This is a genomic window from Rufibacter roseus, assembly GCF_001647285.1.
Taxonomy (GTDB): Bacteria; Bacteroidota; Bacteroidia; order Cytophagales; family Hymenobacteraceae; genus Nibribacter; species Nibribacter roseus.
In genome coordinates, this window is record NZ_LRML01000003.1 from 49009 (window position 1) to 66907 (window position 17899).

The 17899-nt window shown below is 37.2% G+C and carries 12 protein-coding genes; 2 read left to right on the forward strand and 10 right to left on the reverse strand.

Going from position 1 to position 17899, the window contains the following annotated elements:
• The first annotated feature begins 12 nt into the window (after window positions 1-12).
• Complete coding sequence (locus A8O23_RS04250; protein WP_066617168.1) at window positions 13-2022, forward strand: hypothetical protein; 2010 nt, start codon at window positions 13-15, stop codon at window positions 2020-2022.
• A 739-nt stretch (window positions 2023-2761) separates the two neighbouring features.
• Complete coding sequence (locus tag A8O23_RS04255; protein WP_066617170.1) at window positions 2762-4114, forward strand: hypothetical protein; 1353 nt, start codon at window positions 2762-2764, stop codon at window positions 4112-4114.
• A gap of 57 nt (window positions 4115-4171) precedes the next feature.
• Here the strand turns inward: A8O23_RS04255 and A8O23_RS04260 are convergent, their stop codons facing one another.
• From A8O23_RS04260 to A8O23_RS04305, 10 genes are all read right to left on the reverse strand, one after another.
• Window positions 4172-5254, reverse strand: a complete 1083-nt coding sequence (locus A8O23_RS04260) for a glycosyltransferase (protein WP_066617172.1) — start codon at window positions 5252-5254, stop codon at window positions 4172-4174.
• Window positions 5255-5266: 12 nt separating this feature from the next.
• Window positions 5267-6493 carry a glycosyltransferase gene (locus A8O23_RS04265; RefSeq protein WP_066617175.1) on the reverse strand — a complete coding sequence of 409 codons (1227 nt, stop codon included), beginning with the start codon at window positions 6491-6493 and terminating at the stop codon, window positions 5267-5269.
• Window positions 6494-6795: 302 nt separating this feature from the next.
• Entirely contained in the window at window positions 6796-7992 is a 1197-nt protein-coding gene (locus A8O23_RS04270; protein ID WP_066617177.1) for a glycosyltransferase, read from the reverse strand.
• A gap of 55 nt (window positions 7993-8047) precedes the next feature.
• Window positions 8048-9115, reverse strand: coding sequence for a glycosyltransferase (locus tag A8O23_RS04275; protein WP_066617179.1), 1068 nt, complete (start codon window positions 9113-9115; stop codon window positions 8048-8050).
• Window positions 9116-9125: 10 nt separating this feature from the next.
• Window positions 9126-10049, reverse strand: coding sequence for a glycosyltransferase family 2 protein (locus A8O23_RS04280; protein WP_066617187.1), 924 nt, complete (start codon window positions 10047-10049; stop codon window positions 9126-9128).
• A gap of 29 nt (window positions 10050-10078) precedes the next feature.
• Entirely contained in the window at window positions 10079-11563 is a 1485-nt protein-coding gene (locus A8O23_RS04285) for a lipopolysaccharide biosynthesis protein (protein WP_066617189.1), read from the reverse strand.
• A 198-nt stretch (window positions 11564-11761) separates the two neighbouring features.
• Window positions 11762-12736: a UDP-glucuronic acid decarboxylase family protein gene (locus tag A8O23_RS04290; RefSeq protein ID WP_066617198.1), complete on the reverse strand. Its 975-nt coding sequence runs from the start codon at window positions 12734-12736 to the stop codon at window positions 11762-11764.
• Window positions 12737-12739: 3 nt separating this feature from the next.
• Entirely contained in the window at window positions 12740-14092 is a 1353-nt protein-coding gene (locus A8O23_RS04295; protein ID WP_066617208.1) for a UDP-glucose dehydrogenase family protein, read from the reverse strand.
• 82 nt (window positions 14093-14174) lie between these two features.
• A complete protein-coding gene (gene asnB, locus A8O23_RS04300) occupies window positions 14175-16079 on the reverse strand; it encodes an asparagine synthase (glutamine-hydrolyzing) (protein WP_066617210.1) in 1905 nt (634 codons plus the stop codon).
• 789 nt (window positions 16080-16868) lie between these two features.
• Window positions 16869-17897: a formyltransferase family protein gene (locus tag A8O23_RS04305; RefSeq protein ID WP_066617213.1), complete on the reverse strand. Its 1029-nt coding sequence runs from the start codon at window positions 17895-17897 to the stop codon at window positions 16869-16871.
• Window positions 17898-17899 lie beyond the last annotated feature (2 nt).

Consider the following 17899-nt stretch of genomic DNA (forward strand, 5'->3'; position numbering starts at 1 on the left):
TCAACTTCTGATATGAGAGAGTTAGAGCTACTCCTACCCTTTTTAGGTGTTTTTATGTTTGCATTGATAAGTACCTATTTAGTAGGCGCTATTCTTACAAAGCTGTACAAAAGAAAATTAGCCAATGAGCCTTGGCTCAATATATTTATCTGCTGTATCATTGGTGCCACTGCTATTACCGTAGGGTACTCCTTGATCAAGACCAAGGGAAATACTGTGTTTATTTTGGCTATTCCGCTAATTGTTTATCACCTTGTTTCCAGAAAACTGCCTGATAGCACTGCAATCACAAATGCTCCTAATACAGGAAAGTTGTTTTCAGGTAGAATTCTGTTCAACTTTCTCATACTTACCTTATTTTTTATAATTGCTTCATATCCGATATTAAAGGAACATGTCTTTTACAATAAAATGCTATTAAGCTTATATGGTGACACTAATTTTTACGCCCGAGTTAGTGCTTTCATTGCCAATACTGGCTTAGAAAACTATACACTCAATCGTAGCGCTAAAGGCGCTATCCCCTATCATTATTATGAAATGTGGCTCAACGCTTTCTTTGCAAATGCCACCTCCAGTAATATTTACTTTACCTTTCATTTTGTAACCATTCCTTTTTTAAACACTCTTCTTTTTGCAGGTATTTGCGCCTTAATCACTCTATTGACTAAGCGTGAAAAAAATTATATCATTGTAGTTATTGCGTTTGCTTTAGTTCATTTCACCGGACTTTACATCAAATATTTACCTGAAATACATCCTCTTTTTTTGGGATTAAGGACCTTTCTCTTTGAAGTAAGTTTTTCTAAGATATTACCCACCACTATTTTTTTAACGGTGGCCACCATTCTACATTTTCAACTCCTGAACAAAGAGGCTATACTTATTCTCTTCTTTATTCCTTGTGTTTCTATTGCCACCGCACCTGCCATTTTTTCTGTAGCTGGCCTAGCTGTTTTGTTCTTGATACTTGCGAAAACAAGAAAACAAAACTTCTCAGTCACCATTTCTATTATAGTTTACACTCTACTTTTCTTAAGCTTCTTTGTAACTAATAGTGTTATTCAGAAAGAACTGGAGTCTACTACAACGGCTAATATTCCTAGTATCACAGAAATAGCAAAAGGGCTTTTGAACATAGAATTCCTAACCACATTCTTTAATGTTATTGTGGGCACGGCGCTGTCACTACCCTTTCTGTATATATTACTTATACTTGCAATTCTGTTAATGTTCAAGCAGATGCTTGCCTTCTACAGAAGTATACCTGCCATACTAGTAACTTACCTTTGTCTGAACCTAACAGGAATTGTCATCTGGGCTGCTACACACAAGATGCTAGACTCAGTTCAGCTCTTTCAGATAATTTTCCTACCTACTACTTTCATACTTGTGGTGCTTACTATAAGCCACTTCTATAACCTTTCTACTGTAGAATTGAAAGAGAGAACAGTGACATCTTACCTAGCCTATGCAGCAGTATTATTTTCCTTGGCTATTCCAACAATCTCGAAATTCTACAAAAGCTCAATTAATTTAGCAAGTAATGCAGACTATCCCTACTCTTTAGTATACTTGAACAATATTTATCAACAACTGAATTCATCCAAACAAGACGATGGCTGGAATGGAGTTATTTTGAATAATACAGCAGACAAAGAAACAATTTTTACTAAAAACCTTAATATACAGTGGCCAGGAGCAACCTATTTACCAGGTATCCACAATGAAGTATATCTTACCTCGTTAACGATTATGGATATACCCAGATCTACTGAGGAGATAGAAAATAGAATAGAAGAAGCTTATATTAAGAACTCCCCATTTTTCAATTTTATAAAGAAGAATGATTTGCTGGAGCAATACCAAAAGCATAAGCATCTCGTGCAACTAGATTACATCAACAGCAAGGATATTGACTTTGTGATTATAGATGCCAGCATGCAGGGGTTACTTCCTTACCTGAAAGCAAAGAAGATATTCAAAGACCAGAAATCAGAGCAGACGTTTGTTTTGCTATAATCAATACATTAGTCCCTGTATTTTAATTTGTAATTACAGAAATGCTAGAAGTTTTTAAATTACATTATTGAAAGGTTCTGCTAGATAAGCAAAAAGCTTGTTAAGAAAAACTATCATCTTAACACATAAGTAATTGAAGCATTAAAAATTAGACAATGGCCAGGAAAACACGTTTTTTATGGCCTTAATGCCTAAGAATAGAAAAGATTAAATTAAGGACCAGTATATATTTCTTGGAGCCAACTTACTCCTATCATTTTACCTAATTTCATTATCATACTTTTAATGTTTATTTTTGAAAACGGCACGGTACTAACAAAGGATAGTGTATACCCTTTTAAAGGAATCAAAATGCTCACCAGCTATTTATTCCAATATTCAGTTGAATTTTCGGGATTCACCTTGAGGATTTCCCCCTATTCAATACTACCAGTAAAGCAGTATTAAATGGGGGGGGGGGGGTAAGCCAAGCAGAAATACATTTGCTGATACTTCTTTCAATCAAAGTAAGGTGACAGCTTTATTTTATATTTATTAAACTAATATCTTCCTTGTTTTATATTTTTTTTATACATTAATGTCTTTGTCAAAATATGTCATTTTTTAATACTTAGTATCAAAGAATATCAAATACATATAAAAGTTGCAGCTAATACAGTTCTTTTCTGTGCTCTGGAATATTTGTAGATACAACACCAATCAAGGCCATAGGCACTTTAGAGTTTAGAACTAAAAAACCATGAGAAACCAATTCCTTTTTTTAGGCGATTACCTCCTCTTACCTTTTTATTTAGTAGCTGCCATTATTTTATTAAATATTTATTTCAGGAAAAGACATGGAGGTAATCTCGTACTGAAAAAATATTTTAATTGGGGATTGTATTTAAAACTTTTTGGTTGTATTGCTATTTCTATGATTTATCAATACTATTATGGTGGCTCTTATGATGGTAGGTATTATTTTATGGGCGCCAAAGTTCTTACTTCGTATTTGTTAGACTACCCAGAAGATTTCTTCAAAGTACTCTTTGGGGATTTATCAACTTTTAATACTTCTAATAAGGCAGGGATAAATATGAAAACAGTGCATATCTTTGCCAAAGAGTCATTTACTGTAAGTAAATATGCTGCAATCTTTAATTTATTTACATTCAACTATTTTCTTCCCTGCGCTGTTTTCTTTTGCACAACTGCATTTATAGGCTTATGGAATTTCTTCATTTTTATAATTGAAGAATTTAATATTCCGCCCAAAACTGCAGCTTATTGCTCCCTGTACATCCCTTCAGTTTTAGTATGGGGGTCTGGAATTTTTAAAGATACTATTTCGTTTACTGGCCTGCTGTATATGTTCATTTGCAGTTACTATGTATTTATAAAAAAGAAAAAAGTATTAAAAAATATATTAGGAATTATAATTAGCACAGCTGTGGTATATTACATAAAGTCATATATTGTTGCGGCTTTCGTACCATTCTTTATAATCTATATTATAAACAGCAATAAGGCTCAAATAAAGAATCCCTTACTCCGTATTGCGAGCACTCCACTTATGATTGCGCTTGGCTTTGGCAGCATGGCAATTTTCTTGCAATATGCCGATGAACTATTTGGTCGTTATTCAGTAGATCAGGTTTTAGAAACGGCTTCACAAACTGCCTATTATATTCAAGAAATCTCCTCTGGGTCAGCTTATACCCTTAATGTTGATCTTTCATCTCCTGCTGGCGTTTTGGCGGCTATCCCCATGGCTATTAATTTAACATTGTTCAGGCCATATCCCTGGGAATATTTGAAGCCAATTATCTTGTTTGCATCTTTGGAGAGTATGTTATTTTTATATTTTACTTTAAAAATAGTTTTCAAGGCAGGCTTCTTCAAGCTTCTAGCTATAGTTTTGAATTCACCTTTGATTCAATTTTGCCTATTTTTTAGTTTAACATTTGCATTTATGGTGGGGCTATCCTCCGGCAATTTTGGTACTTTGGTAAGATACAAAATACCCTTAATGCCTTTTTATCTCTTATTTTTAGCAGTATTTTATAAGGAGGTAAAGAGGCCTAAAATATCCAAAAGGAAAAAAGTTCAATAATAAAAGCCCTACATCATACCTATAGGGCTTTTATTATTGAACTTTATTAGATATAACTTATTTATTAAAGGCAACTTTATTGAAGACAGCAAGATAAGTATACTTTGTTTTTTTCACAGAGAACTTTTCTTCTATCCTCTTACGCCCTGCCAGACCAATTTTTCTACGCTCCTCTGGGTGCTGCAAAAGATATAATAATCGCTCCTTCCACTCTTCCTTTGTAGTCACCAAATATCCAGACACTCCGTCTTCAATTACTCTAAAGTTAGCACCAATTGCGGTCGCAATAGCAGGCACTCCCACTGCCATATACTGCAACGCCTTTCCACCACTCTTCCCCAGAACCCATTCATCATCTAGCGGTAACGGATAAAGACCAATATCCATACGCTGTAAGGTAGGTATTTCCATTTCTTGAGTCCAATCTAATGTTTCGATATCCAAACCTTCTATGTGGAATTGCTTATCACCAATGACTAATAGCTTGAAAGGAAATTTTGCATTTACCTCCTGTAAAACATCTTTCAATAAAAAAAGGTATGGAGATGTACTAACACTCCCGCTCCATCCAACTACCACTTTTCCTTCATTTGAATAAGTGTTAATCGGCATATATCTTTCAGTATCCATAGTAACAGAAATGTCAGTTGAATTAGGATTATACCTCAGTGCAAAATCTTTAAGATAAGGAGTTCCAGTCAAGACATGCTCAGCTTTCTTCATCAAATAAATAGGCTTATCCTTACTACTTAGAATTTTTTTCCACCATGCCATATGTTTGGCAGAATTCAGGAAGACCAGATCATCTATGTCATAGATCATATTCCTCCCAACTCTAGAATATATCCACTCAAAAATGGGAGGTCCAATGGGTGTTACCCAAAGATGAACAAAAACAACATCATACTTTCTAAGCCTAAATAAGTCACTCACTCTCCTGAAATAGCCTCTAAAAACAGCTGCAACCTTACTTATGAACTTTCCTTTTTTATAAAGGATAGACCAGGCTTCCTCATCAAAGAAAGAGCTGTATTCAACCTCTATACCTTCTTTTTTGAAAATTGGCACATACTGCTCAAACTTAAGTCGCTGACTAGGAGCCTTATCATAAGGGTAGGGAACAATAAAAAGTATTTTCATAAGTAACTTTTATCAGTTTAAAGATTGGTACACCTGGTTGTACAAATCAATACCACATTCAAGTGAGAAGTTTTCTGCAGTATTTCTAATATGGTCATTTCCTTGGCTTATTTTCTGCAAAACTTGAGTCAAGACGGCATCATATTCATCTGTTGTAAAAGCTTTCATCACAGCAGAATTGTTCTTTTCAAGACGTAGAATTTCATCAACATCACCAATTTTAGTGTTACCTATAACAGGTATATTCATGGCCAGTAGTTCTGCCAGTTTGGTAGGTGAGCAGGCTTGTTTAGCAAAGGATGGAATAATAAAAAACAGAGACAGGTCTGCCTGAGCTATCAAATATGGGACCTCCTCTTTGTTGCCTTTGATTACAATAAGCCTATCGGCGGGAATGCCTCTGCTCTCAGCTGATTGAATAGCAAGATGGTGGTCATTGTTAGCTATAATTAAAAATTTGGCAGAAGGCTTCTTAGCTAATAAAACGTTAAAAACATCCATCATCTCATCAGTAAGATAAGCTGCTCCTAAGCTTCCCAGGTAGTTCAAAACAAAGTCACCGTCGTTAATACCCAAGGATTTTCTAACCACTTTGAGTTTTACAGGATCTAATCTCTCCCTGTTGTAGAAATTGAAATCAGCGCAGCAAGGAATAACTGAAATGGGCGCATCTATGTTCATGCCCTTCTGTCTCCAATCGACCATTACCCTTTTTCCTGCCTCTGTCAAGCTAACAATATGGTCTGACTCCTGCAAAAATGCCTTTTCTTGTTTTTTAAAGTACTGGTACACGGCTTTGTGCATGGGGTTTTTCTCCACATCAAAGACCTTGATTTCCTTTCTGGCATCTGGCCAAAAATCACGCATATCAAAAATGAATTTAATACCAGCCTTTCTTTTGAAATGCAACCCCACCAGTGCCGCCACATAGCTACGGCAATGAGTTGCCCCTATGTTATTCTTAGCGATTAGCTTTTTAGCAACTTTTCGCATGTTGAAGACATCATAGATTGATGACAGCACTGGTGGGTTTTTATGATAAGGCACGTAATGCCATTCAACTCCTGCCTCAGAAAATATTTGCTTATACCTCTCAATAATATCGGCACGTTCCATTTTTTCGGCGCTTAAAAGTGTAATTTTATGTCCCTTCGCCGATAGACCAATCAAATACGGTGCCACCTGAGACTGCCCAATATGATCAGTAATGCCATCATAAGTGATGTATAAAACGTTCATCTTTTTCTTTATTTGTTTGTTCTAGAATCAGCTACCAAAGCTCTTCTTTTTTACTGCTTATAGAATTTCGTTTAAAATTCAACTCCCTCCTATTTGGCAACTATTTCAGCTTTCCATCAGTTGGTCTTAGTTAACTGCCTTTATTACTCCCTGCCCTCCCTTAAAAAAAGCAGTATCCTTTAATTCTAAAGTAGCAGTTAAATCTAATTTTCTTACATTCTGAAAGATTCATTTGCTATTGTACTTTCAGCGGATAAAGTCTCACAACCTGCATATGGCTAGCTTTAAATTCGACTTTCTCCTTACTTCAATATCTCTTCTATTGCCTTGAAATACTGATCCTTTATTTTGTCAACTGAGAAATCAAGAGATCTTTGTTTGGCTTCTTTTCCCATTTGCAGACGTTTATTTTCATTTACCAGAAGTTCAGTTATTATTTGTTGCCAAGCTTTCAAGGTAGACTCATTCTCTTCATCTGGAATTGGCATCAAGTAGCCGTACTTTGTTTCTTCTACATCAGTACGGTCTAATTTAAAAGTGCCTTTTCCTTCCATTACCACATGAGGACCACCAGTGGGGCAATCACTTGTAACCATGGGCAGCTCGGCGTACATAGCCTCTACCATTACTAAGGGTAAACCTTCTGATTTAGAAGGAAAAACAAACATATCACAGCCTCCCATGAACTTGTACGGGTCCACAAACCCTGTAAAAATCACATCTGCTTCTGAGTCAGAGAAAGACGAGGATATGCGCAAGTTCAATTCCTGTGCTTTGCCCTTCAACTGCTCCTCTAAGGGGCCGTTTCCTATAAAAATAAGCTGCAGGCCAGGGAACTGTGACTTTAGATTTTTAAAGATCCTTAAGAGCGGCTCTTGATTTTTGATAGGATTCAACCTACCTACATTGACTAATCTCTTTTTATTGTCCTGTCTGGCTGCATGAGAAGGTAACTCTTTGGGGAACGCTATGAAGTTATTTATAAAATCAATTTTAGAAGATGGGATTTCAAACACCTCCCTAAGCTCGTGCATTAGTGCTTCATTGACTGCAATAATTTTATCAAATCTGCCATAAATTAATTTACCTAGCTTCCGATACTTCAACAAAAGTCTATTTTGGAAGTTGCCCAAAATACTAATATGGCCAATGGAAATAGTTTTGTCTGAAGTTCCAGACAGTATATTTACCAAATCGGCACTCCATAAATTACTTATGGTTACATCAATTTTATATTTCTTTTTTATTTTTCTTAATCTGCTGATCTTTTGGGGATAGTCAGTAATTTTTTTTAACAAGGAACCGCTGTGCGGTGATTCAAGGGATAAAACTATATTTTCATTTCTAAACACATGGGGCTCACCAAACGCATCATAAGAACATTCATAAACATTGTATCTCTCAGCAAGTATTCTGCCTATCTCATATACCATTTTCTGAGCCCCTCCTTCAGTGAAGGTAGGTATAAGTAATAAAATATTTTTATTTCCAAATGACATGAATATCAAAATAAACCTTAAAGGAAAGAAAACAAGAGATTATTATTGCGACCAATTATATATAAATTTTTGTTAGCTGCTCCATATACAGACCCTTCTTAAATGATAGACTGTCAATATGTCCACTTATAGATTTTTCTTGTAGCAACTTTCTATTTTGCACAATCAACTCCAAAGCTTTAAATAAGCTATAAGGATCCTTGTGATCAAAGTACACTGCTTTCCCAAAAGTAACTTCTTGCAAGACAGGAATATCAGATACTACAACAGGTAAACCAACAGCCATGGCTTCAGCTACCGCAATACCAAATCCCTCTGAACTTGATGGCAAAATATAAACATCATAATTTGGTAACCGGGACGCAACATCAGAAACGGCACCTAAAAATTTTATGTTTTTTATATTTAATTTTTCAACAAGTTGCTGTAAAGAGTTCATCAACTCACCTTTTCCGAAAACATCAACAGAAATTAACTTTTCGCCTAGTTGCTTATTAAAGATTGATACACCTTTTATAAGTAATTCATAGTTTTTTTGAGGTTTAAGATTGCCTACAGACACAAAACGCAACTTGCCACAGGTAAGCCTCTTCTCTTGGTACTTCTCAAAAAAGACATCTTCTACATAATTGTATAAAACAATTCCATCAGTTACACCAATAAAAGACTGCACGTTCGCCAACACTTCTTTTGAAACACAAAGAACTTTAACTCTTTTAGTATAACTTAATTTGTCGAGAATTCTAAGATGTATAGAATAATTAGACCCGTTTTTCCCATAAATAACATTATGATAAGAATTTATTAGTTTAACATGTTTTGGCACTGCAAACCTAGAGACAATACATGACCAATAAAGGTGCGCATGAACCACTGCTATGTTGTGTTGATAAATTATTGTTCGGATTTTTTTTGCACTGGAACCAACTGACATTAATCCTTTAAAGTTCAAGAAGTATACTTTTACTCCCAAGAGTTGACCCTCAAATTCATTCATGGGCATTAAGCTAACAATGATATGCTCAAAATGAGGTATGGAGTTAACAACCCCAACTAAAAGCGTTTCAGCTCCCCCTCTACCCAAAGAGTCTATAATATGTAAAACAGTTTGTTTCTGTTTCATTCTATGAAATTTAAATTTCCCTATCAGGAAAATATTTAGAAAGTGATGTTATGATGGCGGCATATAGCTTGTATCTGACACCTTTTGGAAGAACGTACTGGAAAAAATTATATCTGTCTATTGAATCAACAAAGACTTTGTGCCCAAGTAAAGAATATACTACTAATTTCATACCCTTGGGAGAGTCTTCTCTATATCTATGAAACTGTGCCACCAAATCAGGCTTAACTTGCATTAACAATTTCTCATTTTCTGTTCCTTGCCTTCTCCGATGTATGTAGGGTCTACAGGAAATGAAGTCATCATGCCATGCGAATGCATTTTTATTATAATAAATAGGTATTCCCAATACTGTCGCCCTCATAGCAAGATCATAATCAACAACGGCTCGTAACTGGGGATCAAATCCGCCAATTCTATCAAAATCCACCTTACTGATAGAGAAATTTGCGGAGGTGATGTAGATACTTTCTCGAGTTAATGGCATTTCTGCTTCATGCAGAACCTTAAGCCACCCAACCCGTACATGGGCCAAAAACTTTTGAATATCTGTCTCAGCTAAGCTAGGATCTTCTTTTACCTCACCTACGAGAATAGTTCCAGGCAATGCCTGATGATGCTTATGATGCTCCTCTAGGCACTGGGGTTCTAGCCTCATGTCATCATCAAAAGAGACTACAACAGGAGCCGTGGCTGCTGCAAATCCAGAATTGCGAGCTCCAGATCTGCCTAAATTTTCCTGATGAATAAGTTGAATAGGGTAAGAATACTCCTTGCGAAAGTCTTCCAGTACTTCCCTTGTATCATCGGTAGAGCCATCATTAACTACTATTACTTCAAAATCAGCAAAAGTCTGATTTTTCAAACTATCAAGAGTAGTTTTAATTTTTCCTCCTCTATTATAAGTAGGAATTACAATACTTAATTTGACCATACTTCAAAACCCTACCTATGTTTAACAGTTTACAACGTAATAACTTTTTCCCTATCAACTAATTTATAATAGGTAGCCTTTAAAAACTGCTTATTATACATAAATAACAACAGGAAGAAGAACAATGCTTCAAAAAGATTAACTAATCCTATATGAATTCCTTTGATATCATAAACAAAAGCATAGTTTACAAAAACAATAAACAAAGTCAGAAGCACTAAGGGAAGTTGAAACATGATAGGAAAATCATTAAATCCTAGCCATCTATCAATTATATAAGCTAAAACCCCTTGTGACAATCTTGACAATATCACTGCTATGAATATTGCCCATATACCAATTGAATCAACAAGAAGCAAAGCGAACCCCACACCCAATATCAAAGAAATAATATTTACTAAAGGCAAGTACTTAGTCTTCTTATAAAAAGTGGCATTAAAAGTATACATAATTGTATACGCCCGACCAAATATTGTAATAGCCAACAAAGGCACGTAATAAACTGCAGAATGATAAGTTGAATTTGCAATAAATTTCACTACAGGGTCAACAATCATTATTAATCCCCAAATTGAAATCAAAGTAATAATTAACACACCACTCAAATTATTTTGTAAAATTTTTTTCTTGTCTGGATTATCCTCTGAAACAGCTCTATACATTGTAGGTGTCACTGAATTCCAATACGACTGCAACAGTATACGAATTGGGCTTACAATCACCATACTAAAGGCATACAACCCCAATATTTTTAGATCAAAATAATGGTTCATAATAAGCCTATCTGAAGTTTCTGACAGATTTGTAATCAAAAATATTAAAACGAAGGGGTAAGCATAAGTAAAAATTTTCCTAATTATATTTAAATCTAAATAAAAGCCTATTCTTTTAAATAAGATTAAATAAAATGGAATAGAAGCCAGTAGTATTCCAATAGATTTACCTACAACGCTCCCAAGGGCCCCACCGTTTAAAATAACAATACCTATGATTCCTCCTAGCGTACTACCAAAAAATGGGACAAGTGATGTCAACATAACTTTTTTTAGGTTTTCTGAAACCCTATAATACTGAAAAAGAATTTGGTTAAGAGACAATACAATAGAATTTGAAAATATAAACCAACCAAACTGTTCAAAAGGAAGGCTTTCGTCCCAAAGCAGTCTATAAATTTCCTCTCCACCAAAAAAAAGAATTACGGCATAAATTAGGCTAATACTTAATATTGATAACAAAACAACACTTAAAAGTTTATTTATTCCATTTTCAACTTTTAAATAGTCAAAATAATATATTGTAAAGGCGCTTTGAAGACCAAAAGTTATTAAAATAAGCAAATAACTTTCCATTACACCTGCCAACGAAACAATTCCATAATCTGATGCAGTCAAAAATTGGGTATAAACAGGAAGCAGTACAAAGGAAGAAACTAAGGGAATGAATCCTAATAAGGTATAAATTCCAGTAGACTTTAGAAGCTTAAAATTCATAAACTCTTCAATAGTATCACCCATTGTAAAATAATAATTCCTCCAAGCGTATTACATTAGGGTAATAAACGCTTTGGGTTATGGGTGACAATTTACCAGCTAGTAAGGAAAATAGATTCCTTCTATAGAACCAAAAAATTATAAAGTTCGTCTACAATAAAATTCAAAAGTGACTCATTGGAAGAAAAACCTTTATACTTCCACATGTTTTAGTTTACTTTCTTAAAACGTCTTAGCCTCTACAGGTGCGGTTTCAACATGCACTTTAAAATACTCCAAAGTGCGCTTCAATCCTTCTTCTCTGCTTACTTTTGGCTCCCAACCTAGTACTTCCCTGGCTTTAGAAATATCTGGCCTACGTTTCTGTGGATCATTTTCTGGCAGTGGTTGGTACCCTAATTTTAATTCAACTCCTGTCAATTTGCATATCTCTTCTGCAAATTCTTTAATGGTTACTTCAGACGGGTTCCCTATGTTAACCGGCAATACATAGTCACTTAGCAACAGTCTGTAAATACCTTCAATAAGGTCATCAACATAGCAGAAAGACCGGGTCTGGGAACCATCTCCAAAAATAGACAACTCTTCTCCGCGCAACGCTTGGCTCATAAATGCTGGCAATACACGGCCATCGTTCAGGCGCATTCTGGGGCCATAGGTATTGAAAATACGTACAATCCTTGTCTCTACCCCATGGTGTGTGTGGTAGGCCATAGTGATGGCTTCCTGAAATCGCTTCGCTTCATCATAGCAGCCCCGCGGGCCCACTGGATTTACATTTCCCCAATATTCTTCCACCTGTGGGTGCACCTCAGGATCTCCGTAAACTTCAGAAGTAGAGGCAATTAACATTCTTGCTCCTTTGGATCTTGCAAGCCCTAACAGGTTATGCGTCCCCAAAGAACCCACCTTCAGAGTCTGGATTGGGATTTTCAGATAATCTATTGGAGATGCCGGAGATGCAAAGTGCAAGATGTAGTCTAGATGACCTGGCACATGCACGTACTTAGAGACATCATGATTATAAAACTCAAAATTCTCCAGTTTGAACAAGTGCTCAATGTTCTTAAGGTCACCAGTAATCAGGTTGTCCATGGCAATGACATGATAGCCTTCCTTAATAAACCTGTCACAAAGATGTGAACCTAAGAATCCGGCACCGCCGGTAATTAAAACACGTTTTCTAGCTTCAGCCATATCTTAGAAAGTAGTTTCTGTTACAGGTTGGACTTCTTGCACCCCTATTCCATAGTAGGCAAAGCCCATTTCTTGCAGATCTTTGGCTTCATAGATATTTCTTCCATCAAAGATGACCTTGTTCTTCAGTAACTTTCCTATTACCTGATAATTTGGAGACCTAAATTCAGGCCATTCGGTTACAATCAGTAGCGCATCGGCATCAATCAACGCCTCATATTCATCTTTTGAGTACACTATACTATCATTGTCGCCCAGCATGTGTTGTGCTTCTTTTATAGCAACTGGATCATATGCTTGTACACTTGCACCTTCCGCCAAGAGTTTCTCAATGATCACTAGAGATGGTGCCTCTCTCATATCATCTGTCTTTGGCTTAAAAGAAAGACCCCACAGCGCAAAGGTTTTGCCTGACAGATCACTGCCAAAGTGTTTCTTCACCTTGTTGAAAAGTACTTCTTTCTGGTTCTCGTTCACCAATTCAACCGCTTGCAGAATCTGCATTTGGTATCCGTTCTCAGCCGCAGTCTTGATTAAGGCCTTTACGTCTTTAGGGAAACAAGAACCGCCGTAGCCAATGCCAGGGTAAATGAACTTGTTGCCAATGCGGGTGTCACTGCCAATGCCGCGGCGTACCATGTTCACATCTGCCCCCATGATTTCACAAAGGTTAGCAATGTCATTCATGAAACTGATTTTGGTAGCCAACATAGAATTAGCCGCATATTTGGTCATTTCAGCCGATGGCACATCCATAAAAATGATAGGATGCCCGTTCAGTAAGAAAGGCTTGTACAACTTGCGCATCACCTCTTCAGCTTTTTCTGACTCCACCCCAATTACAATTCTGTCTGGTTTCAGGAAGTCTTCAATAGCGGCACCCTCTTTCAGAAACTCTGGATTAGAAGCTACGTCAAACGTCAGGTTTGAATTGCGTTTCTCTAACTCCTCAGCTACTGCCTGTTTCACTTTTTTGGCAGTGCCAACTGGTACGGTGCTCTTTGTTACCACCACTAAGTAGTCATTCATGTGCTGCCCAATTTCTCTGGCAACTCCCAGCACATACTTCAAATCTGCACTACCGTCTTCCCCAGGTGGCGTTCCTACTGCTATAAACGCGGCATCACAGCCCTGAATAGCTGTTGCTAGATCTGTCGAGAAATGAAGACGACCTTTCTCAACGTTCCGTAGCACCATCTCCTCAAGGCCAGGCTCATAAATTGGCAATATGCCATGTTTCAGATCTTCAATTTTTTTGACGTTCACATCAATACAAGTGACATCTATACCTACTTCGGCGAAGCATGTACCTGTCACTAAACCAACATATCCTGTTCCTACAACAGCTATTTTCATGTATTAAGGATTGATTCTTTAAAAAAGCAGGCGTTTACTTTACAGACTATTATAATTTACTCCATAGAATGGTTTTGATCCTCTACATCCACTTCTTCCACCAATGCTGGAACACTACCAATGCCCAAATACGGGCATGAATGTCTCCAGGATTTTGAGAGAACAGCTGCGCCTTAAGCCGCTGTATCTCTTTGACATCAAATATGCCCTGTACCTCAATAAAGGAATCAGACAACAGGTCATCTACAATCATTGGCTTAAGTTCATTTTGAAACCATTTAAGCAAAGGCACTTCAAAACCATGCTTAGGGCGCTTATACAATTCTTCGGGCAGCATTGGTCGGAAGGCATCTTGCACAATCTTTTTCTTCATGCCGCCGTCAATTTTAGAAGACTGAGGTAAAGAGAAAGCAAAGTCTACTACCTTGTAATCTAAGAAGGGCGTGCGTACTTCCAAACTGTTAGCCATGGACATTAAGTCCACCTTGGTAAGCATGTCATTTGGGAGCACCAACTGCATATCGGTGAGCAGCACTTCGTTAATGTCGCCTTTCTTGGAAAGATTGTCTAATATTTTCTGGCGGCGTTTCTTATACACATCTTTGGAGAGTGCATTCTTTGCTTTTCCACTCAGCACCGATGTCGCGTCACCTTCGGTAGCGAAGGAAGCCCATCGCCAATAGCGGTCTTTAGCGGAAAGGTTCATCCCCTCAGCGAAACGCTGAAATTGGCGTACACGGTTCCCTAAGGCAGAGTTACGCGATTTAGGCAGCATCTTCCAGAGCGGCAATAAGGCCGCCACGGTCTCGGCGACAAAACCACCTTGGCGCACCTTATACTCCGCCATGTGCTTATTATAGCCAGCGAAAAGTTCATCGGCTCCGTCGCCCGACAGGGCCACTGTTACCTTTTGTCGGGTATAGTAGCTTAGAATGTTCACTGCCAACGCCGATGAATCAGCGAAGGGCTCATCTATATAGTCAAGCGCCCGGAACAAGTGCTCGTATAAATCATTGTTAGTAAGCGAGAAGACGGTATGATTGGTCTTGTACTTGTCGGCCACCAACTTAGCATATTTTGTCTCGTCAAAGAAGGGTTCATCTTTGTAGCCGATAGAAAATGTGTTCAGCTGCTGAGTATGCCGCGAAGCTAGAGCTACAATAACCGAGGAATCAATACCGCCGCTCAAGAAGGCTCCCAACGGCACATCAGCAATCATACGACGCTGCACGGCTCCGTCCATCAATTCCACCAGCTGCTTTTGCTGGTCTTCATAAGAAAGAGAATTATTCTTAGCCGTCTTTTCGTTGTACGGAATTTTGTACCAACGCTTGATCTTCACCTCTCCCACTTTGCTTACAGTGAGGTATCGGCCGGGCATTAGTTTTTTAACTCCCTTGAAGATGGAGGCAGGACCTGGAATATAATTTAGCTGCAGGTATTCGTACAAAGACGCATAATCTAGTTGGCGCGGAATACCAAACGCCATGAGCGACTTCATCTCTGAAGCGAATACCAGTTTATCGTCATCCTGGTACATCAGCAAGGGCTTCACGCCGTAGCGGTCGCGGGCTACAAAAAGAAATTCCTCTTGCTTGTCGTAAATGGCAAAAGCAAAAAAGCCGTTGAGTTTGCTAAGAAAAGAAGGCCCTTCTTCTATATAAAGTTTTAGAAGCACCTCGGTGTCTGATTGCGAGAAGAAAGAGTAGCCTTTATCTACTAACTGCTTTTTGAGCTCTTGGTAATTAAAGATCTCGCCGTTGAAGACAATAGTATAGCGTTCCGATTCCTCCACCATAGGCTGGCAGGCCACATTGCTCACGTCAATGATAGAGAGCCTACGATGCCCTAAACCTACAGAACCGTGGGTGAAATGTCCTCCAGAATCCGGGCCGCGCAATTGCAAGGCATCGGTAGAGTCGGGCAAACGGTGAATGACCTCACGGCCTTCGGGGGTAAAAGCGTAGATTCCTGAAATTCCGCACATAGTTGACGCAAAGGTACGACTTATACCTAAGAAAGGTTTTAAGATATTGTAAAAACTCTATTTTTCACTGATCCCCCCCTTTTTACAACCAATTAAAAGTTGGTGTTGTCTATTGGAATTCAAAGGCTTAAATATTTAACATCAGTGAAGAAAGACAACCTTCTTTTCAAAAAGATTCCATCTGAATTCAATCCCCCATATTATCAAAGAAAAAATATTTGTCTGAATTCCAAAAAAATAGACCAGAAAAGGGAGCAGAAGTATTGAGCAGCTTTCATATAATAATTTAACCTGCTTAAATAATCCTTTTCTGACTTCACTATTTCCTTCAACTGATTCTCTACCTCTTAAGAACTATTTAGATAGCAGATATATCAAATGAGAAGCCGAATTGAGCCTGTCAAAAAATTATAGCACCTATTTAAGGTACAGTATAAAATGAAAATGGAAAAAGCCATAGATAGATACCAAGGATTTGGCACGCCCTCCTTTTTTGTAATGTTATCTTCCCTACTTCAGGCAAGTAATCTGAGTCTCTATAAGCAAAATCAAGTATACTCAACTTCATTCTCAAGAAGCCGCTAAACTATTGAAGAAACTTCTAGGCTGACAAACTAAGCAATAGAACTTAAGATGGAGTAAATAAAGACATTTTGACTGTTCACGTTAAAACCTCTCATGAAATAAATTTTTAGAAGTTCTATGTTACCTGTCTTGCAACTCTGTTAGATTAACTAGGCTATATAGTTTAGCAGCGGATAGGTTAAGAATCAGATTGTTTCATCCATTTTATGGCATTGCCCTTCTAAGAGAATTTAACGCATTAAAATCTTCGCCGTATTTGCTTAAAAATTCTACTACTTCTAAGTTACCATTTTGAGCTGCAATCATTAGCCCAGTACAGCCGTCTTGGTTCCTCTCCTCTAGGTTGGGAATCAACTGTATTATTCCCTGCAGTTCTTTACTACTGCCTGACTTACAAAGCTCAAAGAACTTGTAATAATGATCTTTGTAGACTTTTAGATCATAATCAACTGTGGAAATAAGTAGAAAGCTTTCCGATTCGTCTAATAAAGTGCCTGCCTTTTTTTCTGATGAAGTATTCATGATGTCTACTTTAGAAACATACCAACCTAAAACCTGAGGCAATTGGTATTCTCTAAAGCAAAATGCTCTGATTTGAGCACTTATTTGAAAAGCAGTTTGTTTTAAATTTATTTTAACATTTTTATAATCTAAGCTACTAATAGAATAGAAAGTTGACCCAACATAAGATTGAGGGACAGCATTATAAGAATTATTTTGCAGCCTCTCAAAATTTGAGATAAACAGCTCAATTCCTTTGGTGTTATAGTTATGATACAAATCTTTTGCAGTATCATCATTCTTGATTTCAAACCTTATCTGATCAACTATTGCTCCAGTATCTATTCCTTTATCTATTTCATGAAGCGTCACTCCAGTTTCTGTTTCAAAGTTTAAAATTGGCCAGGAAGAGGTGAACTGCCCCTTGTATTTAGGGAGCAAAGAAAAATGAATATTGAACAGACGTTTAGAATTGAATCTGGCAGGGGGAAGCAGCTTGTCAAATTCAAGAGAAATTAATAGTATATTCTTTATATTATAAACTTGTTCCTGTGAAAATATTTCGATCTCGTTTTCTAAAGCAAACTTCTTAAAAGATGGCTGCCATGTATTGTGTCCAGTGTCTGTTTCATTGACTAGCACGCAAAGTTCAGACGAATGGTAAAACTTGAGCACGTGCTTTGTGCATTCTACAGCAATGGCATTTTTCCCTGCAATACAAATCTTCTTCATTA